Genomic DNA, 24,172 nt, shown 5'->3' on the forward strand with positions numbered 1-24,172 from the left:
GCTCCGCCGCGTGGGCGCGAACAACCACAACGCACCCGCACCCGCCCGACTGCATCACAGCGCACCCCCGTAGGCGCTAATTCCTCCCACTCCCCAGCGAATTCCCGCTGAGCCCCCCACTCCCCATCCCGAACTGCCCGAGCACCCCGGACGCCCTCAAGTGCTGCGGCGGCAACAACTCACTCGGCTGCACCAGCACATGCCCGGTCCCGGAGAACTGCATCTCCCACCCCTCCCCCGTGGACCCCCGCCTCCGCCACACGGCAGACGTGGACGTCGGCGCCTGCAACTGCGTCCGCAACGACGTCGACCAGGCGATCACCGCGTCGGAGTCGCAGCAGACGTTGTTCCCGGGCCCGACCTCCAGCACCAACGGCTCCCCGGACGTCATCACGACGACCTGCCCGTTCCCGGACAGTTCGAGGTTGTACGCCCCGGCGGAGGCGACCTCGACGGCACTGTCGATGGCGACGATCCCGACGTTGAGGGACCCGTCGAAGGCGAGCACGGACGACGAGTCGACGGTGATCCCCCGGCCGACGTCCATGATGTGCAGGTGCTGCGCGAAGTTCGCGAGGTACACGACCCCGCTCCCCTTGCACCGCATGAGTTCGAGCCGTTCCCCGGTCATCCGCTCGACGTTGCGCCACCCCCGGTCGCGGTACTGGCTGTCGAACTGGACGTCGCCCTCGAAGGCGACCATGGCCCCCTGGCGCGCGAGGATCGCCCCGCGCCCGCGCGAGACGTCCGTCTTGAGAAGCTGCGGGTTCTGGAGGGTGTAGCGCTCGGTGGACTCCACCGGGATGTGCGCGAAGAGTGTGCTGTGCATGTCGTGGCTCCCCTCAGCCCCGGATCTTGAATCGGTCGCCGGTGTCCTCGCTGGGCTGGACGACGACGAACCCCTGTCCCTTGAAGCCGACCTGGAAGGCTTCCCCGCTGCCCCGCCCGATCAGCGCGCCCGCCTTGATGGTCCGCTTGGCCTTCATGTCGAGCCCGTCGGTCCACGCGATGAGCGCGTCGGGGTCGACGTAGGTCTCACGCTCGGCGCAGTCGAGGGAGATCGGCACGCCCCGGCTGACCAGCGCGACCCATCCGGTGCCCCGCACGACGAGGTTGGTGAGCCCGGACCCGGAGAGCTTGGCGAGCCCCTTGACGGGCTCGATCCTCAGCTCCAGGGAGGCGTCGCAGGCGAGCAGCGTGGGCCCGTTGACGGAGATCGCCTCGTTGTTCAGGTGGACGACGAGGACGTCGCCGCCGTAGTCCGCGAGGTACAGGTCGCCGTCGCCCCGGCACAGCATCAGCCGTCCGCCCTCGCCCGTGACCATCTCCTCGGCGTGGCGCCGCAGGGTGCCCGGTGCCCCGTCGAACTGGACGTAGCCGTCGTAGGCGATCATCGAGCCGGCCTTGGCGTACAGGTCCTGCCCACTGACCATGGTGACCTTGAGCGTCTTGGAGCTGTGCACGCTCATCCGGACGCCGGTCGCCGTGTGCTGCTGCGCGTTGAGTGTCTGGAGGTCCATGTGCTGCCTCACACCTCGAAGGGCTGGACGACGACGAAGTTGCCGGGGGCGCCCCGGAACTGGAGGTTGACGGCCTCCGCGCTCTGCCGGGCGTACCCGGAGCGGCGCAGGCGCAGCGAGGTCGTGGTGACCGCCTGCGCGCCCGCGGACCAGGCGATGACGGCGTTGCCGTCGACGTAGGTGGCGGGGCCGACGGGCAGGACGACGGGGATGCCGCGCGTCTTGACGACGATCGCGCCGGTGCCGGAGAACAGCATGCTGAACAGGCCGCCGCCGGGCAGTCCCGCGCCCTCGATGCGGCGGACCTCGGTGTCCAGGGCCTCGTCGAAGGCGAGCACCCCGCGCGCGGAGGTGTAGAGCTGTTCGCCCTGGAGGCGGATCACGAACAGGCGGCTGGCCTCGTCCGCGAGGAAGACCTCGCCGTCGCCGGAGCAGCGCATCAGGGACATGCCCTGGCCGGTGAGCTGTCCCGTCAGCTTGCCGAGGAGCCCTGAGCCCTTGTGGGCGAAGTCGATGTCGCCCTGGTAGGCGACCATGCTGCCCTGCTTGGCGAGGATGTTCGCGCCCTTGCTGAGCGTCGCCCGCACCAGCTCCGGGTTCTGCTCCGTCCAGCGGTCACCGACAGGGGCCTCGGCGTACTTCGTGAGCACGGCGCGGAGGCCGGCTTCGGGGGGTACGGGCGCGAGGGGGGCGACGGCGCCGAAGGGGGCGCCGGGCGGGGTCATGCCGGGGGGTGTCATGCCGGGCGGGGTGGTGCCGGGCGGGCCGAAGGGGGCGCCGGGCGGGGGCGTGCCCGGGGTGCCGAAAGGTGCGCCGGGAGGTGTCGTGCCGGGGGGCATCGTGCCGGGCGGGCCGAAAGGTGCGCCGGGCGGAGTCGTGCCCGGGGTGCCGAAGGGGGCTCCCGGGGGTGTCGTGCCCGGGGGCGTGTACGGGCCGGTCTGTGGTGCGGGGGCCGGTGGGGGCGGGACCGTGCCGGCGGGCGGGGTGTGGAGGCCGGCGGCGATGGTCGGGGCGGCGTGGGGCGCGAAGGCCGGGGCGGGGGCGGGAGGGGGTGTGGTGGGGGCGGGGGCGCCGAAGGAGGGCGCGGGGGCGGGCGCGGGCGCCTGGGGCGGGACGGCGGCGGGGGCCGGGGCCGGGGAGGCTGCCGGGGACGCCGGTGCCGTCGGGGGCGCGAAGGCGGGCGGGGCGAAGCCGGGGGCCTCGGCGGGCGCGGGCGCGGGCGGGGGTTCCTCCTCCGCGACCTCGCCGCCGAAGTTCTTCAGCAGGGCCTCCAAGCCGCCGTCGAAGCCCTGGCCGACCGCGGCGAACCGCCAGACGTCCTTGAGGTAGAAGTCGCCGAGCATGACCGCGCGCTCGGTGGTGAACTCCGAGCCGTCGAAGGAGTAGCGGGCGACCTCCTCGCCGCCGGCGACGATCCGCAGGTAGCCGGGGGCGATCCGCGACATCTGGCCGTCGCCGTCGATCGTCGCGGTGAACGACAGCTTCTGGATCTGCGGCGGGATGCGGTCCAGGGTCACCCGGAACGACTCCGTGTCCCCGGCCTGCTCACCGAGGAGCTGGATGGACTCCTCGGGCGACTTCGGCTGGTTGAAGAAGACGAAGTACCGGTCGTCCGAGAGCCGTTCGTCGGCGTCCAGGCCGAAGCAGCTGATGTCGAAGGCCAGTCCCGGCCCGGAGATCCGCACGCCGACGTACAGATCCGTCCCGGCCGTGAGATCGCCGACCTTGGCCTTGTGGCCGCGTTGGAATTCCCTGGGCATGTGCAACGACCGTCCCCCACTCCCGACTGCGAGTTCGTTCGCGCCAGGCTAACCGCTGGCTCTGACATCCCACGAAGTCGGTACGGACCCGGTACACAACGCGCGCTTCGGTCACTCCTCGCGCGCGCCCGGCAGGTGCGGGAGCCGGTCGGCGGAGACGACGCCCTCCAGGTACCCGCGCGCGCGTTCCGTGCGCGGGTAGGCGTCCAGCAGGCGCCAGAAGTCGGGGCCGTGCCCGGGGACCAGGAGGTGCGCCAGCTCGTGCAGGAGGACGTAGTCGATGACGTACTCCGGCATGCCCTTCAGCCGGTGCGAAAGCCGGATGCTGCCCTCGGCGGGCGTGCAGGAGCCCCAGCGCGTGTTCTGGTTGGTCACCCACCGCACCGAACTGGGCCGGGCGCGGCCGTCGAAGTACTGCGCGGACAGCCGCTGCGCGCGGTCGGCCAGCTCGGCGTCGCCGGGGACCCGTTTGCTCTCCTGGGCGGCCAGCTTGGCGAGCATGACGCTCACCCAGCGCTTCTCCTCGGCCTCGGACATCCGGGCAGGGATGAGCACGACGGTGCGGTCGCCCTCGCGGTACGCGGAGACGGTCCGGCGGCGCCGGGCGCTCCTGCGGACCTCGATCGCGCTCGCCCCCAGGCCGCTCGGCGGCTGGTTCGTCGTGCTGCGCGGTGATGTTCCGGCGTGCAGTGGGTCGGCGGACACGCCCCGACGTTACCCGCTGCACACGGCAGAAGTCTTGACTCCGGGACGGTTCGGTGTCGTTCCCGTGCCGCACGGCTGACTTGTACGACTGATCGCGGCGCCTGTGGATAACTTTCGGCACGTCCGTCCCGAGCTGGGCATGCTGAGCGTGACCGGAGGGGGCGACGCCGCCGCCGGGGCCAGTTCTGTGACGACGACGGGGGTTGGTGGCCGTGCATCCGAGGGTGAAACCGGCGCTGCGGCGCGGCTGGCGGGACCTGCGCACGGTGCAGTTCGGCATGACACCGGCGCACGCACTGACGCTGGGCCCGCTGGACAGCGCGACGGAGGGCTTCCTGGAGCTGCTGGACGGCACGCGCGGCCTGCCGCTCCTGCGCGAGGAGGCCCGCCGCCGCGACCTGTCGGAGGGTCACGTGGACGGGCTGGTGCGCGGCCTGGCCGGCGCGGGCCTGCTGGACGACGCGCGCGGGGGCGGCCCGGACGCGGACGCGCTGCGGCACCGGGGCGAGGTGCTGGAGCGGCTGGCGCCCGACCTCGCGGCGCTGTCGCTGCTCACCCCGGAGCCCGGCGAGGCGATGCGGCTGCTGGCCGCCCGGCGCCGGGCGCGGGTACGCGTGCGGGGCGCGGGCCGGGTCGGCGCGGTGCTCGCGGCGCTGCTGTCGGGGGCGGGCGTGGGCACGGTCGAGGTGTCCGACGAGGGCCGGGTCGAGCCGGGTGACGTGTCGCCGGGCGGCCTGCCCGCCGCCGCGGTCGGCGAGCCCCGCCGCGAGGCGGCCCGGCGCGCGGTGCGTGCGGCGTCCCCGGACCGTCCGCCGTCCCGCGAGTCGGGCCCCGACCCGGGGTTCACCCTGGTGATCCTGGCGCCGCGTGACGACGTCGGCGTGTACGCCCCCGATCCGGCCGTCGCCGAGCCCCTGATCGCCTCGGGCACCCCGCACCTGTACGCCGGTGTGGTGGAGGCCACCGGGATCGTCGGCCCGCTGGTCCTCCCCGGCGAGACGGCCTGTGCGGGCTGTCTCCAGCACGCCCGCTCGGACGCCGACCCGGCCTGGCCGCGCCTGCTCGCGCAGTGGCGTTCGGGGCACCGCCGCCGTGTCCCGCCGTGCGACCTCGCGCTGGCCGCCACGGTCGCGGGCCTGGCCGCCGCCCACGCCCTCGCCTTCCTCGACGGCCACACCCCGCCCGCGCGCGGCACCCGCTGGGAGGTCTCCGCGCCGGCCCTCCAGTGGCAGGCACGCCCGCTCACCCCGCATCCGGCGTGCGCGTGCGGGGCGGCGTCTGTGCCGGACGCACTTGCCGAACCTTCTCCGACTGTTGAAGAACACCCCGAGGACAACGCGAGGCCGCACGAGACAATGGCAGGGCAACGGCATTCGAACGAGTCACGCAGTCCGGCGAACGCGGCGCGGCCGGTGGGTACTTGGAGGGCGCATGTCTGATCTTCCCCGCAAGGCGGTCACCCGGACCGCCAAGCTCGCCGCGCTCCCGCTCGGCATCGCCGGCCGGGCCACCTGGGGCCTGGGCAAGCGGATCGTGGGCGAGTCGGCGGAGATCGTCGGCCGTGAGCTCCAGCAGCGCACCGCCGACCAGCTCTTCAAGGTCCTCGGGGAGCTGAAGGGCGGCGCGATGAAGGTCGGCCAGGCCCTGTCGGTGTTCGAGTCGGCGCTCCCGGAGGACGTCGCGGGCCCCTACCGCGCGGCGCTGACGAAGCTCCAGGAGGCGGCCCCGCCGATGCCGACGCGCACGGTGCACGCGGTGCTCGCGGACCGCCTCGGCGAGGACTGGCAGGAGCTGTTCCTGGAGTTCGCGGAGAAACCGGCGGCGGCCGCGTCGATCGGCCAGGTCCACCGCGCGGTGTGGCACGACGGCCGCGAGGTCGCCGTCAAGGTCCAGTACCCGGGCGCCGGGGAGGCCCTGCTCTCCGACCTGAACCAGCTCGGCCGCTTCGCCCGCCTCCTCGGCCCCCTGGTGCCGGGCATGGACGTCAAGCCGCTGATCACCGAGTTGCGCGACCGGGTCTCCGAGGAACTGGACTACGCCCTGGAGGCGGCGGCGCAGCAGGCGCACGCGCGGGAGTTCGCGGACGATCCGGACGTCCTCGTCCCTGCCGTGGTCCACCAGTCCGAACAGATCCTGGTCACCGAGTGGATCGAGGGCGTCCCGCTGTCCGAGGTGATCTCCGACGGCACCGAGGAGCAGCGCGACCGGGCCGGCCAGCTCCTCGCCCGTTTCCTCTTCTCCGGCCCGGCGCGCACGGGCCTGCTGCACGCCGACCCGCACCCCGGCAACTTCCGGCTCGTCGCGGACGGCGACGGCGGCTGGCGGCTGGGCGTCCTGGACTTCGGCACCGTGGACCGCCTGCCCGGGGGCCTGCCCCGGCCGATCGGCGAGGCGCTGCGCATGACGCTGGCGGGCGAGGCGGGCGCGGTGTACGAGCACCTGCGCGCGGAGGGCTTCGTCAAGGACACGATCGACCTGGACCCGGACGCGATCCTCGACTACCTGCTCCCGATCATCGAGCCGGTGCGGGCCGGGGAGTTCACCTTCACCCGCTCCTGGATCCGCACCCAGGCCGCCCGCATAGCCGACCCCCGCTCCCCCGCCCACCAGCTGGGCAAGCAGCTCAACCTGCCGCCGTCCTACCTCCTGATCCACCGCGTCACCCTGAGCACCATCGGCGTCCTGTGCCAGCTGAACGCCACGGTCCGGCTGCGCGACGAGCTGGAGGAGTGGCTGCCCGGCTTCACCACCACGCCGAATCCAGCCGCCCCTCGATAGCCCGCAGGTTCTCCCGGGCGCACCCTTCGCAGAAGTACCGCCGCTCCCGGTTCTCCACGGAACAGGTCCAGGTCAGGGGCGGTGGAGCGGCGGCGGAGACTCCGCAGCGGGCGCAGGTGACGTCGGGTTCCCCGGCGGGGGCGGCGCTGTTCATCGGCCGACGATAACGGCGCGAAACCCAAGGGGCCGGTCCGAAAACCGGACCGGCCCCGCGAACTACCTCGGTCGGACGACGCGTCGTCGGACGACCTACTGCATGACGGCCATGGCGAGCGCCCGCCGAGCCCGGCGCGAGGCGCGCTCGGCGCGCCTCTGCATCCGGCGGGCCGCGACCACACGGGCCGCCTGCCGCTCCTGCTCGGCCTCCTGCATGCGCTCGTGCATATGCGCACGGGCCAGGGCTTCTGGGATGAGTTGCATCTCTCGGGTCCTGTTCTGACGCGAGTCGTTCGCGCCGCTGGTGGTGATGTCTGAGATCGCGGAGCCCACGGGCTCACTGGCGGACGGCTTCATCGGGGCCTGCTTCTGGGGGTCGTACGTGAAGGGACTGTCGATCACTGCGGTGATGTTCATGCCGAGACCGGGTTCTTGCGCGGGCGGCCACGCGGCCGCTTGCGGGCGACGACGACGCCCTGCACGAACAGCTCTCCACCCCAGACGCCCCAGGGCTCACGCCGCTCCTTCGCCCCGGCGAGGCACGCCTCGACGAGGGGGCAGGTGCGGCACAGGGACTTGGCGTACTCCACGTCCGCGGGCGACTCGGCGAAGAAGACCTCCGGATCGTAGGAGCGGCAGGGGACGGGTACGCCGAGGTTCTCGATGGCGTCGTCGAGCGCGGTGAGCGCGGTGAGGGGGATCAAGGCGGGGTCCTCCGTGAGGCCGGGCGGGGGGATCGTTTCGGAAGGCGGTACGGACGTTTCGTGCGCTTCGAGTTGCACGGTTTCGTCTTCCTCGTCTGTCGGACCGGCCCTGTTGGGCCGGTGTCGGCGTTGTCGTCCCGAGGCTCCTTCTGCTGTCTGCCCCCGGTGCGGGGACAAACAGAAGGGCCGCGGATCCCGGATGGGGTTCCGCGGCCCTGAAGGCGCCGGCCTGATCGTCGATCAGGCTGGATCACTCCAGGGATCTGGCCCACGGAAGGCCCACATCTGGTGGTGCTGCGTCGTCTGCTTCGGGTTTCCGGCACCGGCTGCCGTAAAGACATAGGTCAGACCCTTTGCCTCTACTGCTTCCAGTGCCTTCATCGGTCGCTCGTCGCGGGCGGGAACGCCTGCGGGGGCGACGGAAAGGGACTCGGGCCGGCCGGCACGGATGCCGGACAGACCGGTGCCCAGGATCGAGGCGCCGAGCATGCACGTGGAGACGACCGAGGGATCGGTCAGTTTGACGGTGCTGATGGAGCGGGTCTTGTTGATGATCACTGGAATCGCCTCCTCTCGGCGTCTCGTGGACCGGGGGTGAACCCGATCCGGACGGATATGCAAGTACAACACGGAACCCGGGCCTCGGAGAAGGCCGCTGTTCTCGTGTCTAAGAACCTATGGGGATTGCCGGGGCATGCGCAAACTATTTTTTCGACGAGTTCGGATCAGTCCCGCCCTTCCGCCTCCGCAAGGTCCTGACCTGCGCAGATGGCCAGGACATCGGTGCCGTACCGGTTGAGCTTGCGCTGGCCGACGCCGGGGATGCGCGCCAGCTCGCCCGGTTCCTCGGGGGCGGTCTCCGCGATGGCCACCAGCGTCCTGTCGGTGAAGACGCAGAAAGCGGGCTGTCCGGCGTGCTTGGCCTGGACCTCTCGCCAGGCGCGCAGCCGCTCGTACAGGCCCTCGTCCATGTCGGAGGGGCAGTCGTCGCACCGCAGGAGCTTCAGTTCGCCCCCGTCGGTCAACGTGCGCCCGCAGATCCGGCAGCGCGCCGGCGTGCGCTGTCTGCGGGCGGCCACGGCGGGGGCGCCCGCCCTGCCCGCCGTGGTGCCGAAGGTGCCGGAGATGCCTGAGGTGCCGCGTTCCACGCCCCCGGTGGCGCCCTGGCCCGTGGTGCGGCCCGCCGCGCCGCCCGAGCCGGGGCGCAGGCCGTCGAGGAAGCGGGAGGGGCGGCGGCTGGGCCTGCCGCCGGGCGAGCGGGCCAGCGCCCAGGAGACGTGCAGCCGCTCGCGCGCGCGGGTCACGCCGACGTAGAGCAGCCGCCGTTCCTCCTCGACCTGCTCGTCGGTGCGGGCGTAGCTGATCGGCATCATGCCCTCGGCGACGCCCACCAGGAAGACGGCGTCCCACTCCAGGCCCTTGGCGGAGTGCAGGGAGGCGAGGGTGACGCCCTGGACGGTCGGGGCGTGCTGGGCGTTCGTCCGCTCGTCGAGCTCGGCGATCAGGTCGGCGAGGGTGGCGTCCGGCCGGGCGGCGGTGAAGTCGCGGGCGAGGTGCACCAGCGCGGCCAGGGACTCCCAGCGCTCTCTGACGGCCCCGGAGCCCGCCGGGGGCGCGGAGGTCCAGCCCTCGCCGGAGAGGACGGCACGCACCTGCGAGGGCAGGTCCACGGCGTCGTCCAGCGCGGAGTCGTTGCCGCCGAAGCGGGCCGCCGCGCGCAGGGACGCGATGGCCTTACGGACCTCGGGCCGGTCGAAGAACCGCTCCGCGCCGCGCAGCTGGTAGGGGATGCCGGCGTCGGCGAGGGCCTGCTCGTAGGTCTCGGACTGGGCGTTGGTGCGGAACAGGACGGCGATCTCGGCCGCCGGGACGCCGGCGGCGAGCAGGTCGCGGATGCGGCGGGCGGCGCCCTCGGCCTCCTCGGGTTCGTCCGCGTACTCGGTGTAGGCCGGTTCGGGGCCCGGGGCGCGCTGGGAGACGAGTTCGAGGCGGTGGTCGGCGGCACGGCCGCCGGCCTGGGAGAGGAGGCCGTTGGCGAGGTGGACGACCTGGGGGGTGGAGCGGTAGTCGCGGACCAGCTTGACGACGGTCGCGCCGGGGTGGCGGACGCGGAAGTCGAGGAGGTGGTCGGGGGTGGCGCCGGTGAAGGAGTAGATGGTCTGGCTGGCGTCGCCGACCACGCACAGGTCGTCCCGCTCGCCGAGCCACAGCTCCAGGAGGCGCTGCTGAAGGGGGCTGACGTCCTGGTACTCGTCGACCACGAAGTGCTGGTACTGGGCTCGGACCTGGTCGGCGATGTCCCGGCGGTCCTGGAGAACGGCGACGGTCAGCAGCAGGACGTCCTCGAAGTCGATGACGCCGCGCTCGCGCTTGGTGTTCTCGTAGGCGGCGTAGATCTGGGCGAGTTCGGCGGGGTCGCGGGGGGCGTCGCGGGTCGCCTTGGCGACGGCGAGCGCGTAGTCGGCGGGGACGGTCTGGGTGACCTTGCACCATTCGATCTCGGCCGTCGCGTCGCGCAGTTCGCCCCGGTCCAGGCGCAGGCCGCAGGAGAGCGCGGCGTCGGCGACGAGCTGGAACTTGCGGTCGACGAGGCGGGGCAGGGCGCCGCCGATCGCCTTCGGCCAGAAGTACTGGAGCTGGCGCAGCGCGGCCGAGTGGAACGTACGCGCCTGGACGCCCTGGGCGCCGAGCTGGCGCAGCCGGCCGCGCATCTCTCCGGCCGCGCGGTTGGTGAACGTGACGGCGAGCACGCTGGAGGGCTGGAGGATGCCCGCGCGGACCCCGTAGGCGATGCGGTGGGTGATCGCCCTGGTCTTGCCCGTACCGGCGCCGGCCAGCACGCACACCGGGCCGCGCAGGGTGGTCGCCACCTCGCGCTGCTCGGGGTCCAGCCCTTCGAGCACCGCGTCGGCCGAGTCAGGTGCCTGCGGGAAGAGAGGGGAAGGCGTTGCTGCTGTCACACCGCCATGCTGCCAGGTCCCCGGAGACGGGCGGGAAAGTTGTCCACAGGCGGCGTCCGATTGTCGTACCGCTGCGGCGGGCGTCACGTCCGGGTGACTCCGGAGTCGGGAATGGTGGCGGATTCAAGTACGTTTCCCCTTCTGCGAGGACGCATCCCCGACCCGCCGAAGGAGCGCGAGAGACATGCCGGGCACTGTGACGATGTACAGCACCACGTGGTGCGGCTACTGCCAGCGGCTGAAGAAGCAGCTGGACCGTGAGGGCATCGGATACACCGAGATCAACATCGAGCACGACCCGGAGTCCGCGGCCTTCGTGGAGAAGGCGAACGGGGGCAACCAGACGGTGCCGACCGTGCTGTTCCCGGACGGCTCGACGCTGACGAACCCGTCGCTGGCGCAGGTCAAGCAGAAGATCGGCGCGTAGGCGCGTACGTGAGAGGGGCGGTCCGGTGAGCCGGGGCCGCCCCTCTCGCTGTCGTCCGCGTCGTCGCGTGCCGCGCGCTCAGATGAAGCTGCGGGTCGGCAGTGGCTTGCCGTACCAGAGTTCGATGAGGCGGGCCGCGATGGAGATGCCGAAGGGCGGCAGGACCTCGCCGGAGTCGAAGGCGGCGCCCAGCTCGTCGCGGGAGAACCAGCGGGCCTCGTGGATCTCGTCGCCGTCGACGTCGATGTCGGTGGACGTGGCGTGCGCGAGGAAGCCGAGCATCAGGCTGGACGGGAAGGGCCAGGGCTGGCTGGCGACGTACTCGACGCGGCCGACGGTGACGCCGACCTCCTCGAAGACCTCGCGGCGCACGGACTGCTCGATGGCCTCGCCGGGCTCGACGAAGCCGGCGAGCGTCGAGAAGCGCCCCTCGGGCCAGTGGACCTGGCGGCCCAGCAGGAGGCGGTCCTCGTCGTCCGTGACGGCCATGATGACGGCCGGGTCGGTGCGCGGGTAGTGCTCCGCGCCGCAGGCCGGGCAGCGGCGGATGTGGCCCGCGGCGGCGATGACGGTGCGTTCGCCGCAGCGGGAGCAGAAACGGTGGGTGCGCTGCCAGTTCTCCAGGCCGACGGCGTGGACCATCAGGCCGACGTCGCGCGCGGACAGCAGCAGGCCCGCCTCGCGCAGGCCCGCGGGGCGCGCGGACTGGTCGATGCGGCCGGGCAGGGCGTCCTTCTGGAGGGCGAAGTAGCTGACGCCGTCCTCGTCGGTGCCCAGGAAGTAGCGGTGCGCCTCGGTGAGGGGCGCTTCGAAGGAGGGCGTCATGACGAGTTCGGTCCGGCCGTCGGACGTCTCGTCGATGAGGACCTGGCCGCCGGAGACCACGAAGCAGCGCGTGGTGGGGTGGCTCCACGCCGCGGCGAGCCACGCCTCGTCGAGCCGGTGGTGGGCGGCGCGGTCGATTCCGCTGGGCGCGGTGAGCGACACGGGCCGTTCGGCGTTCGGGTCGGTCCAGGTGGTCACGGGTACTTCCAACTCCCCCGGTGCGGCGGTTGGTTCGGCGGGACGTACGGCAGGGGCGGGTGCGGTCTGTGTGGCGGGCCCGCGCGGGTGGCGGGCGCCGGGCGGGTGTCAGGGCGCATGGCGCCAGGTCCGGGCGAGGTCGCCCCACAGGTGCGCGGTGGTCTCGACGCCCTTGAGGAGGAGGTCGAGTTCGACCTTCTCGTTGGGCGCGTGCCAGCCGTCGGAGGGGACGGAGATGCCGAGGAACAGCACCGGGGCGTCCAGGACCTCCTGGAGGTCGGCGGCGGGCCCCGAGCCGCCCTCGCGCGTGAAGCGGACGGGCACCTCGAAGGCGAGCCCCATCGCGCGGACGACGGACTGCAGGGCCGGGTGGTCGAGCGGGGTCAGGCACGGGCGCGTGGCGGGGCTGAAGTCGATCTCGCAGCGGATCCCGGCGGGCACCTGTGCGGCCACCCACGCGCGGACGGCCTTCTCGACGGTGTCGGGGTCCTGTCCGGCGACGAGCCTAAACGACAGCTTCACGAAGGCGGAGGCGGGGACGATGGTCTTGCTGCCGGCGCCCTGGTAGCCGCCGCCGATGCCGTTGACCTCGGCGGTGGGCCGCGCCCAGACGCGCTCCAGGGTGCTGTAGTCGGCCTCGCCCCGGGCGGCGTGCGAGTGCGCGGTGCGCAGCCAGCGGTCCTCGTCGAAGGGCAGCTCGGCGAAGAGTTCGCGTTCGCGGTCGGTGAGTTCGACGACGCCGTCGTAGAAGCCGGGGATCGCCACGCGCGCGTGGTCGTCGTGCAAGGCGGCGACCAGGCGGGCGACCTCGGTGGCCGGATTGGGCACGGCGCCGCCGAAGGAGCCGGAGTGGATGTCCTGGTCGGGGCCGTGCAGGCGGATCTCGCAGTCGGTGAGGCCGCGCATACCGGTGCAGACCGTGGGAGTGTCCTCGGCCCACATGCCGGTGTCGGAGACGATCACGGCGTCGGCGGCGAGCCGGCCGGCGTTGGCCTCCACCAGGGCGCGGAAGTTCGGGGAGCTGGACTCCTCCTCGCCCTCGATCAGCAGCTTGAGGTGGACGGCGGGGGTGGTGCGGCCGGTGACGGCGAGGTGGGCGCGTACGCCGAGGGTGTGGAAGAAGACCTGGCCCTTGTCGTCGGCCGCCCCGCGCGCGTAGAGGCGGTTGCCGCGCACGACGGGGTCGAAGGGGTCGGTGTCCCAGCCGTCCTCGCGGGCGGCGGGCTGTACGTCGTGGTGGCCGTAGACGAGGACCGTGGGGGCGTCGGGGTCGGCGGAGGGCCACTCCGCGTAGACGGCCGGGGCGCCGGGCGTGGGCCAGACCTCGACGACCGGGAAGCCGGTGTCGGTGAGTTTCGCGGCGAGCCAGTCGGCGCTGCGGGAGACGTCGGCCGCGTGCTCGGGCTGGGCCGACACGGAGGGGATGCGCAGCCACTCGGCGAGGTCAGCGAGGAAGGCGGTCCGGTGTTCCCCGATGTACGCGCGGACGGCGCTGACGTCACTGACGACGCTGTCAATGGGCTGGCTCATGCTCTTGAGCCTATCCGCCCGCACCGACATCGTCGCCGGGCGCCCGTACCGGTCCGGGCCGCTCCTCCAGGGCTTCCTCGCCCCGCAGAATCCGCTCCAGTGCGGCTCTTCCGGGCAGTTCCGGGGGCCGGACGACGTCTCCGGTCCTCACGTAGAGGAACGCCGCTGTGACGGATTCCACGGGCACGCCCTCCTGCTCGGCCCACGCCAGCCGGTACAGCGCGAGCTGGAGAGGGTCGGCGGTCGGGCCCCTGTGGGTCTTCCAGTCGACGATCTCGTACGTCGCCGTCGCTCCGTCGCCCTCCTTGTAGACGGCGTCGATACGGCCCCGTACGACGCGGCCGGCGAGGGTGATCTGGAAGGGGGCCTCCGCGCGGTAGGGCGTGCGGCGGGCGTACTCGGTGCGCTCGAACGCCTCCTTCAGGGCCGCCAGGTCGGCTTCGTCGTCGATCTCCGCGTCCTCGGTGCCCGGCAGGTCCTCCGGCTCCAGGAGGGGCAGCGTAAGTGCCTCCCAGCGGGCCTCCACCCAGGCGTGGAACCGGGTTCCCCGGCGCGCGGCCGGTTTCGGCGGCTGGGGCATGGGGCGGGCGAGTTCCTGCGCGAGGCCGTCCGGGTCGTCGGCGAGGCGCATGACCTGCGTGGCGGTGAGGACCGGCGGCAGGGGGACGTCGGTGACGGTCCGGCGCGCGCGCAGCAGTTCGCCGGTGAGGGCGTCGAGGTCGCGGTCCCAGGAGGCGATGGTGCGGATCTCCTCGGGGGTGAGGGGGTCGGCCTGGTGCGGGACGGTCGGGTTGCCGCGGTGCGCGGGGGCGCGTGGGGGGTCGTCGTACGGGTCCGGTACGTCGTACGGAGGTGTTTCGTCGTACGGGTCCGTCTCGTCGTACCGGGGGTCGTACGGGTCGTCGTCGTCCGGTGGCGGGGGCCAGTCGGGGTCCTCGTGCGCGTGGGGGGTGTGGACGGCTGTGGGGTTGGTGAGGTGGGCGAGGACCGTGTCGGCGGCGGCGCGGCGGCGGCGCAGGGCGGTGTCGTCGAGGGGGAGCGGCCAGGCGTGGTCGGCGGTGGTGTCCTGGAGGGTGGGGTTCTCCTCGCCCTCCTCTGGTTCGTCGGCCCACGCCTCGATCTCGCCGTGTCCGGCGGCGCAGTGCTCGTAGAGGGCCGTCAGGAAGCCGGAGGGGCCGCGGGGCTTCTTCTGGGTGGGGCCCCACCAGTGGCCGGAGCCGAGCAGGAGGCCGCGGGGGCGGGTGAAGGTGACGTAGCCGAGGCGTAGTTCCTCGGTGTGCTGATGGTCCTTCATGTCCTCGTGGAACGCCTTCATGCCCTTGGCGTCCCAGTCGGTGACGTCCGGAAGGGTGTCGGCGTCGCCGCGCAGGGCGTGCGGGAGGACCTTGGCCTGCGCGGTCCACTTCTCGCGCCCCTTGGCGCTGGGGAAGGTGCCGTCGACGAGCCCGGGGACGGCGACGACGTCCCACTCCAGGCCCTTGGACTTGTGGGCGGTGAGCACCTTGACGGTGTTCTCGCCGCCCGGGAGGGCGTTGTCGAGGCCCTTCTCGTACTGGGCGGCGGTGCGCAGGTAGGCGAGGAAGGCGAGGAGGGTGGCCTGGCCGTCGTGCGCGGTGAACGCGGCGGCGACGTCGAGGAAGTTCGACAGGGTCTCGCGGCGGCGGGCGGCCAGCGCGTGCGGGGACGCCGAGAGTTCGACCTCCAGGCCGGTGACGGCGAGGACGCGGTGCAGAACGTCCATGAGCGGGTCGGACAGGGAGCGGCGCAGGTCGCGCAGTTCGGTGGCGAGGTAGGCGAACCGCACGCGCGCGTCCGACGAGAACGGCAGCCCGTCGTCGTCCCCGGTGCCGTCCAGGAACGTGTCCAGGGCGTCCGCGAGCGATATCACCTCGGCCGGGTCGGTGCCCTCGACGGCGGCGGCGAGGCGCCGGTCGGGGTCATTGTCGTCGTCCACGCGCGCGTACGTCACGAGGAGGCGGGCGCGGCGGCCCAGGAGGGCGAGGTCGCGGGCGCCGATGCGCCAGCGCGGGCCGGTGAGGAGACGGACCAGGGAGGCGTTGGCGCCGGGGTCCTGGAGCACTTCGCAGACGGCGACGAGGTCGGCGACCTCGGGGAGGTGCAGCAGCCCGGACAGGCCGACGACCTCCACGGGCACGTCGCGTGCGACGAGGGCGCCCTGGATCTCGGCGAAGTCGGTGGCGGTGCGGCACAGGACGGCGATCTCGCCGGGGGCCGTGCCGGTGTTCACCAGGTGGGCGATGGAGTCGGCGATCCAGTCGATCTCCTCGGCGTGGGTGCGCAGGAGGGCGCAGCGGACCGTGCCGTCGCGTTCGGCGCCGGGGGCCGGGCGCAGGGCCTCCACGCCCGCGTGCATGGCGCGCAGGGGTTCGGCGAGGCCGTTGGCGAGGTCGAGGAGGCGTCCGCCGCTGCGGCGGTTCTCGCTGAGCGCCTGGCGGGTGGCGGGGCGGCCGTCGGCGTGTGCGAAGTGCTCGGGGAAGTCGTCCAGGTTGGCGACGGAGGCGCCGCGCCAGCCGTAGATGGCCTGGCAGGGGTCGCCGACGGCGGTGACGGGGTGGCCGGTGCCGCCGCCGAAGAGGCCCGCGAGGAGGATGCGCTGGGCGACGGAGGTGTCCTGGTACTCGTCCAGGAGGACGACCTTGAACTCCTCGCGCAGGATCCGGCCGACGTCGGGGATGCCGGCGAGCCGCGCGGAGAGGGCGATCTGGTCGCCGAAGTCGAGGAGGTCGCGGTCGCGTTTGGCGGTGCGGTAGCGGCGTACCAGGCTCGTGAGTTCGCGGCGGGCGGCGGCCGTCTCGGGGACCTTGCGCAGGTCGGCGTTGGTGAGCTTCGCGCCCTCCAGGAGGGTCAGCAGGTCGGCGTCCCACGCGCGCAGGTCGTCGGGGTCCACCAGGTGTTCGGCGAGTTCGGCGTCGAGCGCGAGGAGGTCGGCGGTGAGGTCGGCGAAGGAGCGGGTGAGCGCCGGGTAGGAGCCGGGAGCCTCGCGCAGTACGCGCGCGGCGAGCTGGTAGCGGGTGGCGTCGGCGAGGAGCCTGGACGTCGGTTCCAGGCCGAGGCGCAGGCCGTGGTCGGTCAGGAGGCGGCCCGCGAAGGAGTGGTAGGTCGAGATGACCGGTTCGCCCGGGGGGTTGTCCGGGTCGGCGGGGTCGGGGTCGGTGACGCCCGCCTTGACGAGGGCTTTGCGGACGCGTTCGGCGAGTTCTCCGGCCGCCTTGTTGGTGAACGTCAGGCCGAGGACCTGTTCGGGGGCGACCTGGCCGGTGCCGACCAGCCAGACCACGCGCGCGGCCATCACGGTCGTCTTGCCCGAGCCCGCTCCGGCCACGATCACCTGCGGGGCGGGCGGCGCGGTGATGCAGGCCGTCTGCTCCGGGGTGAAGGGGATACCCAGGAGCTCTTTGAGCTGCTCGGGGTCGGTGATGCGGGAGGACATGCGGGAGAGGCTAGTGGGCGGCACTGACAACGGAGGACAAATCGGCGGGTGGTGCGGGAGATACGCAGGTGGGAGGGGTGGTGGGGTCTGTCACACGGGTTCTGGGAGGCGGCGGTGGGCACGGCCGCGCCTCACTCCACGACGTGCCGTCCCTCCGGCCGCGCGCTGCACGACGCGCGGAAGGCGCAGTGGGCGCAGTGCTGGCCGGCGTCGGGGGTGAAGCGTTCGTCGAGGACCTTGCCGGCGGCCGTGGCGAGCAGGTCGCCGACCCACTCGCCGGACAGCGGCTCCTGGGCCTGCACCTTGGGGAGGGTGTCGCCGCCGTCGCGCTTGGCCGCGCCCTGGCGGAGCTGGACGAGTTCCGCGCCGCCCGCCTCGGGCCGCACACCGCCGAACGCCTCGTCGACGGCGCCCTCGCGCACGGCGAGCTGGTAGACGGCGAGCTGGGGGTGGCGGGCGACCTCGGCGGACGTGGGCGCCTGTTTGCCGGTCTTGAAGTCGACGACGTAGGCGCGGCCGTCGGTGTCGGTCTCGACGCGGTCCATCTGGCCGCGGATGCGCACCTCGTAGTCGCCCGCTTCGAGGGTGACGTCGAAGTCGTGCTCGCTCGCCAGCGGCGTGCGGCCCGCGCGGTCGAGCACGTGCCACTTCAGGAAGCGTTCGAGGGCCACGCGCGCGTTGTGCTTCTCCTGCTCGGACTTCCAGGGCGCGTCGAAGGCGAGCGCGTTCCACACGGAGTCCAGGCGCTCCATGAGGACGTCGAGGTCGGCCGGGGTCTGCCCGGAGGCGACCTCGTCGGCGAGGACGTGGACGACGTTGCCGAAGCCCTGGGCGGCGGTCGCGGGCGCGTCGGCCTTCACCTCGCGGCCCAGGAACCACTGGAGGGCGCAGGTGTTGGCGAGCTGGTCGAGGGCGCTGCCGGACAGCACGACGGGCTGGTCGCGGTCGCGCAGGGGGACCTTGCTCTCGGTGCGGTCCCACATGCCCCACCAGCGGTAGGGGTGGGCGGCGGGCACCAGTGGGCGGCCGTCCTCGTCGGCGAGCGCGGCCAGGCGGGCGAGGCGGCGCGCAGCGGCTTCCCTGAGGGCGTCGGAGGCGCGCGGGTCGACGGTCGTGGCGCGTAGTTCGGCGACGAGCGCCGGGACCGACAGGGGGCGGCGGGGGCGGCCGGTGACGTCCTTGGGTTCGACGCCGAGTTCGGTGAGGAAGCGGGACGGCTGGTCGCCGTCGTCGGCGGGCGCCTTCACGGCGGTGACGACAAGGCGCTCGCGCGCACGCGTGGCGGCGACGTAGAACAGGCGGCGCTCCTCGGCGAGCAGCGCGCCCGGGGTGAGCGGTTCGGCGAGTCCGTCGCGGCCGATGCGGTCGGCCTCCAGGAGGGAGCCGCGCCGGCGCAGGTCGGGCCACAGCCCTTCCTGGACCTCGGCGACGACCACCAGGCGCCACTGGAGGCCCTTGGAGCGGTGCGCGGTCATCAGGCGCACCGCGTCCGGCCGTACGGCCCGGCGTGCGAGGGTGTCGGCCGCGATGTCCTCGGCCTCCAGTTCCTCCAGGAAGTTCAGGGCGCCCCGGCCGCCGGTGCGGGCCTCCGCGCGGGCGGCCGTCGCGAACAGCGCGCACACGGCGTCGAGGTCCCGGTCGGCGTTGCGGCCTGCCGCGCCGCCGCGCAGGGCCGTCTTGGCGAGCCGTCCGGGCCAGGGGGTGCGGGCCCACAGTTCCCACAGCGCCTCTTCTGCGGTGCCGCCGCCGGCGAGGCACGCGCGTGCCGTGGCGAGGAGTATCCCGAGCCGCTGCGCGCCCTGCGCGTACGCGGGGTCGTGCGCGGCCAGCCGCTGCGGTTCGGCGACCGCGCGCGCGAGGAGTTCGTCCGAGGGCGGCGGCAGGGGGTTGCCGCCGGCGCGTTCCTCGTCGCGCAGGGCGCGGCCCAGGCGGCGGACGTCGGCGGCGTCCACGGCGGCGAGGGGGGAGGCGAGGAGGGTGAGGGCGGTCTCGGTGTCGAGCCAGACGGGGGGCGCCTGGTCCGGGGCGTCCGCGTCGTCCGTGGCGTCCGGGGGGGCCGTGCGGCTCGTCGCCTCCGCCGTGGCGACCGCGCGCAGGGCCGTCAGCAGGGGGGCCACCGCCGGTTCGTGGCGCAGGGGCACGTCGGCGCCGTCGGTGTGCAGGGGCACGCCCGCGGTGGTGAGGGCGCGGCGCAGGGCGGGCACGGAGCGGGAGCCCGCGCGGACGAGGACGGCCATGTCGCGCCAGGGGACGCCGTCCTCGAGGTGGGCGCGGCGCAGGATGTCGGCGATGTTGTCCAGCTCGGTGCCGGACGTCGGGTACGTGTAGACCTCGACGCTGCCGCCGTCGCGCGCGGGTGCAAGGGCGCGGTGGGCGCGGACCTTGTCGGCCGGGAGGCGGGTGAGGGGCATCCGCTGGGCGAGGAGGCGGGTGGCGGTCAGCAGGTTCGCGGCGGAGCGGCGCGAGGTGCGCAGGACCTCGACGGGGGCCGGGGTGCCGTCCGCGCGCGGGAAGGCGTCGGGGAAGTCGAGGATGCCGTTCACGTCGGCGCCCCGGAAGGCGTAGATCGACTGGTCGGGGTCGCCGAGGGCGACCAGGGTGCGGCCGTCGCCGGCGAGCGCGCGCAGCAGCCGCACCTGGGCCGGGTCGGTGTCCTGGTACTCGTCGACGTAGACGGCGTCGTACCGCGCGGCGAGTCGTCCGGCCGCCTCGGGGCGCTGGGCGAGGAGCACCGCGCGGTGGACGAGTTCGGCGTAGTCGAGGACGCCTTGGAGGTCCAGGACGTCGAGGTATTCGGCGAGGAAGACGGCGGCGGCGCGCCAGTCGGGGCGGCCGATGCGGTCGGCGAAGGCGTGCAGGGCCTCGGGGCCGAGACCGAGTTCGCGGCTGCGGGCGAGGACCGCGCGGACCTCGTCGGCGAACCCGCGTGTGGTGAGGCAGGCGCGCAGTTCGTCGGGCCAGCGCACGTGCGCGAGGCCGAGGCGCTGGAGGTCGAGCTGGCCGGCGAGCAGTTCGCGGACGGTGACGTCCTGCTCGGGGCCCGAGAGCAGCCGCAGGGGTTCCACGAACAGGTCGCTGTCCTGGTGGGCGCGGACCAGGGCGTAGCAGAACGAGTGGAACGTGGTCGCCTGGGGGGCGCGGGAGGCGCCCATGCGCAGGGCCATGCGGTCGCGCAGGTCGACGGCGGCCTTGCGGCTGAACGTCAGCACGAGGATCCGCGCGGGGTCGCCGCCTCGGGCGACGCGGGCGGCGACGGACTCGACGAGGGTGGTGGTCTTGCCGGTGCCGGGGCCCGCGAGAACCAGCAGGGGGCCGGTGGTGTGGTCAACCACGGCGCGCTGCGCGGCGTCCAGACGAGGGGGGACCTCGCGGGCCGGAGGGGTACGCACCAGCCGGTAGGCGCCACGGGTCCCCTGCCGTACCTGGGGGTGCGGCAGGCGCCCGGTGGAGGAAGAGGAGCTCACGTGGTTCGCCGGTCCTGGTGGGTGTGCTGGTTCGTCGTCGGCCGTCCGTGCCGGGCGGTGGTCTCGGGATGAGGGGGCCGTGTGGGGCCGACGCTACGCCGGGAGCCGGTCCGGAGGCGGGCCTTCCGGTCGGTCCCGTGCGCCTCGTCCGCCTCGCACGTCCCTTGCCCCTCGAACGTACGTCATGTCCCGGGTGTGCCCCGGTTCACCCGAACGGCGCACGGGTCCTCCGTGGGTCCGCGCGATGGCGGAAGCTGTCAGGTGTGACCCTCCGCGCCGCCGTCCCAGCGCGCCCGCTTCATGTCGAGGCGCGGCAGATGCCCCTGGGCGGCGGCGCTCGCGCCCTTGAGGGGCGTGCCCTCCGCGCGGTAGTGCTCCAGGGCCCGCAGCTCGTGTCCGGGCAGCAGCGCGCCGTCCGCGCGCACGACGCGCCACCAGGGGACGGCGCCCCCGTAGAGCGCCATGACCCGTCCCACCTGCCGGGGGCCGCCCTCCTGGAGCCATTCGGCGACGTCGCCGTAGGTCATGACCCGGCCCGGCGGGATCAGCTCGGCGACGTCGAGGACCCGCTCGGCGTACGCGGGCAGCTCGTCGGTGTACTCCGCGCGGGCGTCGTCGGGAAGGCTCTGCTCGCTCATCCGCCCCATCCTGCCGCACCGCACCGACAATGCGACGGGCCCGTGGCGCTGTGTGACCCTCGCTCCCGGAGGACGCTTCAGGCAGACTGTGCGCCCCGCGTTCGCACCCTGACATCACCGGATGTCGGTCGGGCATGCCACCATCGTGCGGGCGGTGACCGGTGATACGAGATCAAGAAGAGACGATGAAGCAGCAGGGTGTGCATTCCGACGACGCGGAGGGCACCTCTGACGGCGCGTCGCGCCCGGACCCGGCCGAACCGCCCGCGCGCGACGGCTCGGCGGCGTACGAGGAGTACGCGCACGTGGACGAGGTGGAGGGCGACGAACCGCTGCTCCCCGCGCGCGTGCACCGCCCCTCCGACCTCATGCGGCTCCTGGTGGGCGTGCTCGCGGTCGTGGTGCTCCTGGCGATCGCCGCGTTCGCGCACGGCACCACCTCGGGCCTGGAACAGGACATCAACAAGGGCACCGGGCAGGCGCCCGACCTGCTCATCAAGATCGCGGGGCTGGCGTCCAGCATCGCGATCCTCCTGGTGCCGGTCGCGTTCGCGATCGAGCGGCTGATCAAGCGCGACGGGCTGCGCATCGCCGACGGCGTCCTGGCGGCCGTCCTCGCGCACGGCGTGACGCTCGCCACGGACCTGTGGGTCGCCAAGGCGGCCCCGGACTCCATCCGGGAGGCGCTGACCCAGCCCTCCCCCGGTGACATCCACGCCCTCACCGACCCGGTGCACGGCTACCTCGCGCCCGTGATCGCGTACATGTCGGCCGTCGGGATGTCCCGGCGTCCGCGCTGGCGCGCGGTGCTGTGGATCGTGCTGCTGCTCGACGCGCTGTCGATGCTGGTCACCGGCTACACGACGCCCTTCTCGATCATCCTGACGGTGCTGATCGGCTGGAGCGTCGCCTACGGCACGCTGTACGCGGTCGGCTCCCCGAACGTCCGGCCCACCGGGCGCACGCTGATGGCGGGCCTGCGGACGGTCGGTTTCCGCCCGGTGAGTGCGGCGCGCGTGGAGGCGTCGGAGTCCGGCTACAGCGACCGGGGGCGGCGCTACTTCGTCACCCTGGAGGACGGCGCGCCGCTGGACGTCACCGTGGTCGACCGGGAGCAGCAGGCGCAGGGGTTCTTCTACCGCGCGTGGCGCAACCTCGCGCTGCGCGGCTTCGCGACCCGCTCCAGCCTCCAGTCGCTGCGGCAGGCGCTGGAGCAGGAGGCGCTGCTGGCGTACGCGGCGATCGCGGCCGGCGCCAACGCGCCCAAGCTGATCGCGACGTCCGAGCTGGGTCCGGACGCCGTGATGCTCGTCTACGAGCACACCGGCGGACGCACGCTGGACTCACTGGCGGACGCGGACATCACCGACGAGGTCCTGCACAACGCCTGGCACCAGGTGCGCGCGCTCCAGTCGCGGCGGATCGCGCACCGCAGGCTGGCGGGAGACGCGATCCTGGTGGATCGTTCCGGCACGGTGATCCTCACCGACCTGCGGGGCGGCGAGATCGCGGCGAGTTCCCTGCTGCTGCTCATGGACGTCGCCCAGTTGGTGACGACCCTGGGGCTGCGCGTGGGCGCCGAGCGGGCGGTCGCCTCGGCGGTGAGCGTGCTCGGTCCGGACGCGGTCGCCGACTGTCTGCCGATGCTCCAGCCGATCGCGCTGACGCGCTCCACGCGCGCGACGCTGCGCAGGCTCGCCCGGGAACGGGCGCAGCGCGAGCGGGACGCGGTGCTGGAGGCGTCCAGGCAGGCCAAGCAGGCCCGTCCGGAGGCCGCGGAGGAGCCGGAGGCGGTCTCGTCCGGGAAGGCCGCCAAAAAGACGCTCAAGGCCGAGGCACGGGCCGAGAAGCGGGCGATCGACGAGGCGCTGGACGAGGCCCGCGAGGACGACCTGCTCACCCAGATCCGGCACGAGGTGCTGCTCATCCGCCCGCAGGCGCCGGTCGAACCGGCCCGCCTGGAACGCGTGCGCCCGCGCACGTTGCTGAGTTTCATGGCCGGCGCCCTGGGCGCCTACTTCCTGCTGACGCAGCTCACCCACATCGAGTTCGGCCCGCTGATCTCCAACGCGGAGTGGGGCTGGGTGGCCGCCGCGGTGGCGTTCTCGGCGCTCAGCTACGTCGCGGCGGCCATGAGCCTGCTGGGGTTCGTGCCGGAGCGCGTGCCGTTCCCGCGGACCGTCGCGGCGCAGGTCGCCGGGTCCTTCGTGAAGATCGTCGCGCCGGCCGCGGTCGGCGGGGTCGCCCTCAACACGCGGTTCCTGCAGCGCCAGGGGGTGCGGCCGGGGCTCGCGGTGGCCAGCGTGGGCGCCTCGCAGCTCTTCGGGCTCGGCTGCCACATCGTGATGCTGCTGTCCTTCGGCTACCTCACCGGCATCGAGAAGACGCCGTCCCTGACACCGTCCCGGACAGTCATCGCCGGGCTCCTCACGGTCGCCGTGCTCGTCCTGGTGGTCACGTCGGTGCCGTTCCTGCGGAAGTTCGTCGCCACGCGCGTGCGGTCGCTGTTCGCCGGGGTCGTGCCGCGCATGCTGGACATCCTCCAGCGGCCCCAGAAGCTCGTCACCGGCATCGGCGGCATGCTGCTGCTCACCGCCTGCTTCGTGATGTGCCTGGACGCCTCCATCCGCGCGTTCGGCGACGAGACGACCTCCATCAGCCTCGCCAGCGTCGCCGTCGTCTTCCTGGCGGGCAACGCGCTGGGCTCCGCCGCGCCCACGCCGGGCGGTGTCGGCGCCGTGGAGGCCACCCTGACCGTCGGCCTCATCGCCGTCGGCCTCCCCAAGGAGGTCGCCGCCCCGGCCGTCCTCCTCTTCCGCCTCCTCACCCTCTGGCTCCCCGTTCTCCCGGGCTGGCTGGCCTTCAACCACCTGAGCCGGAAGGGCGCGCTCTAGGAGCGAGGGCGGAGACGACGGGGCTCCGAGCCGGCGGTACGGCCTGACGCGTCATGGCGCACGCGCCCGCGGGGGCATCGCCCAGACCGCTACGCGTGCGCGCCGGTCGGTGCTCCCTCGTACGGCTCGCGCCACGCGCGCGTAAGGGTGGGCGGCTTCAGG

General features: G+C 73.4%; 18 protein-coding genes. 4 read left to right on the top strand and 14 right to left on the bottom strand.

The window, feature by feature from the left end:
• Window positions 1-76: 76 nt before the first annotated feature.
• The 4 genes from IAG44_RS13335 to IAG44_RS13350 all read right to left on the bottom strand — a co-directional run bounded on the left by IAG44_RS13335 (window position 77) and on the right by IAG44_RS13350 (window position 3,985).
• On the bottom strand, window positions 77-829 hold the full coding sequence (locus IAG44_RS13335; RefSeq protein ID WP_187747343.1) for an AIM24 family protein: 753 nt from the start codon (window positions 827-829) through the stop codon (window positions 77-79).
• A 13-nt stretch (window positions 830-842) separates the two neighbouring features.
• Window positions 843-1,520 carry an AIM24 family protein gene (locus IAG44_RS13340; protein WP_187747344.1) on the bottom strand — a complete coding sequence of 226 codons (678 nt, stop codon included), beginning with the start codon at window positions 1,518-1,520 and terminating at the stop codon, window positions 843-845.
• A gap of 8 nt (window positions 1,521-1,528) precedes the next feature.
• Complete coding sequence (locus IAG44_RS13345; RefSeq protein WP_187747345.1) at window positions 1,529-3,280, bottom strand: TerD family protein; 1,752 nt, start codon at window positions 3,278-3,280, stop codon at window positions 1,529-1,531.
• A 111-nt stretch (window positions 3,281-3,391) separates the two neighbouring features.
• Entirely contained in the window at window positions 3,392-3,985 is a 594-nt protein-coding gene (locus IAG44_RS13350) for a M48 metallopeptidase family protein (protein WP_187747346.1), read from the bottom strand.
• Window positions 3,986-4,197: 212 nt separating this feature from the next.
• Between IAG44_RS13350 and IAG44_RS13355 the strand changes: the two genes are divergently transcribed.
• Entirely contained in the window at window positions 4,198-5,424 is a 1,227-nt protein-coding gene (locus IAG44_RS13355; protein ID WP_187747347.1) for a TOMM precursor leader peptide-binding protein, read from the top strand.
• Window positions 5,417-6,763: an ABC1 kinase family protein gene (locus IAG44_RS13360; RefSeq protein WP_187747348.1), complete on the top strand. Its 1,347-nt coding sequence runs from the start codon at window positions 5,417-5,419 to the stop codon at window positions 6,761-6,763. Before IAG44_RS13355 ends, IAG44_RS13360 begins: the two co-directional genes overlap by 8 nt.
• Here IAG44_RS13360 and IAG44_RS13365 read toward each other — a convergent pair.
• The 5 genes from IAG44_RS13365 to IAG44_RS13385 form a co-directional block, all read right to left on the bottom strand.
• Window positions 6,729-6,917 (bottom strand): hypothetical protein, encoded by a 189-nt coding sequence (locus IAG44_RS13365; protein WP_187747349.1) that lies wholly within the window; start codon window positions 6,915-6,917, stop codon window positions 6,729-6,731. The two genes, IAG44_RS13360 and IAG44_RS13365, sit on opposite strands and share 35 nt — an antisense overlap.
• Window positions 6,918-7,012: 95 nt before the next feature.
• Window positions 7,013-7,336 carry a hypothetical protein gene (locus IAG44_RS13370; protein ID WP_187747350.1) on the bottom strand — a complete coding sequence of 108 codons (324 nt, stop codon included), beginning with the start codon at window positions 7,334-7,336 and terminating at the stop codon, window positions 7,013-7,015.
• Window positions 7,333-7,701, bottom strand: a complete 369-nt coding sequence (locus IAG44_RS13375) for a WhiB family transcriptional regulator (protein ID WP_187747351.1) — start codon at window positions 7,699-7,701, stop codon at window positions 7,333-7,335. Before IAG44_RS13375 ends, IAG44_RS13370 begins: the two co-directional genes overlap by 4 nt.
• A 162-nt stretch (window positions 7,702-7,863) precedes the next feature.
• Window positions 7,864-8,181 carry a hypothetical protein gene (locus IAG44_RS13380; RefSeq protein ID WP_187747352.1) on the bottom strand — a complete coding sequence of 106 codons (318 nt, stop codon included), beginning with the start codon at window positions 8,179-8,181 and terminating at the stop codon, window positions 7,864-7,866.
• Window positions 8,182-8,348: 167 nt separating this feature from the next.
• Window positions 8,349-10,583, bottom strand: a complete 2,235-nt coding sequence (locus tag IAG44_RS13385) for an ATP-dependent DNA helicase UvrD2 (protein ID WP_246561684.1) — start codon at window positions 10,581-10,583, stop codon at window positions 8,349-8,351.
• 184 nt (window positions 10,584-10,767) lie between these two features.
• On the opposite strand from IAG44_RS13385, the gene IAG44_RS13390 reads away from it, so the two are divergent.
• Entirely contained in the window at window positions 10,768-11,010 is a 243-nt protein-coding gene (locus IAG44_RS13390; protein WP_187747354.1) for a mycoredoxin, read from the top strand.
• A 78-nt stretch (window positions 11,011-11,088) separates the two neighbouring features.
• Here IAG44_RS13390 and nudC read toward each other — a convergent pair whose 3' ends face one another.
• The 5 genes from nudC to IAG44_RS13415 form a co-directional block, all read right to left on the bottom strand.
• Complete coding sequence (nudC, locus tag IAG44_RS13395) at window positions 11,089-12,033, bottom strand: NAD(+) diphosphatase (RefSeq protein ID WP_187747355.1); 945 nt, start codon at window positions 12,031-12,033, stop codon at window positions 11,089-11,091.
• A gap of 108 nt (window positions 12,034-12,141) precedes the next feature.
• On the bottom strand, window positions 12,142-13,563 hold the full coding sequence (locus tag IAG44_RS13400) for a dipeptidase (protein ID WP_187747356.1): 1,422 nt from the start codon (window positions 13,561-13,563) through the stop codon (window positions 12,142-12,144).
• 10 nt (window positions 13,564-13,573) lie between these two features.
• Window positions 13,574-17,014, bottom strand: coding sequence for an ATP-dependent helicase (locus tag IAG44_RS13405; RefSeq protein WP_187747357.1), 3,441 nt, complete (start codon window positions 17,012-17,014; stop codon window positions 13,574-13,576).
• Window positions 17,015-17,145: 131 nt separating this feature from the next.
• Window positions 17,146-20,478 carry an ATP-dependent helicase gene (locus IAG44_RS13410; RefSeq protein ID WP_187747358.1) on the bottom strand — a complete coding sequence of 1,111 codons (3,333 nt, stop codon included), beginning with the start codon at window positions 20,476-20,478 and terminating at the stop codon, window positions 17,146-17,148.
• A 257-nt stretch (window positions 20,479-20,735) separates the two neighbouring features.
• The gene (locus IAG44_RS13415; RefSeq protein ID WP_187747359.1) at window positions 20,736-21,116 is read right to left on the bottom strand and encodes an MGMT family protein; all 381 of its coding nucleotides are present in this window, start codon (window positions 21,114-21,116) and stop codon (window positions 20,736-20,738) included.
• 185 nt (window positions 21,117-21,301) lie between these two features.
• Between IAG44_RS13415 and IAG44_RS13420 the strand changes: the two genes are divergently transcribed.
• Entirely contained in the window at window positions 21,302-24,010 is a 2,709-nt protein-coding gene (locus tag IAG44_RS13420) for a lysylphosphatidylglycerol synthase domain-containing protein (RefSeq protein ID WP_187747360.1), read from the top strand.
• Window positions 24,011-24,172: the final 162 nt, after the last annotated feature.

Source organism: Streptomyces roseirectus, from assembly GCF_014489635.1.
Taxonomy (GTDB): Bacteria; Actinomycetota; Actinomycetes; order Streptomycetales; family Streptomycetaceae; genus Streptomyces; species Streptomyces roseirectus.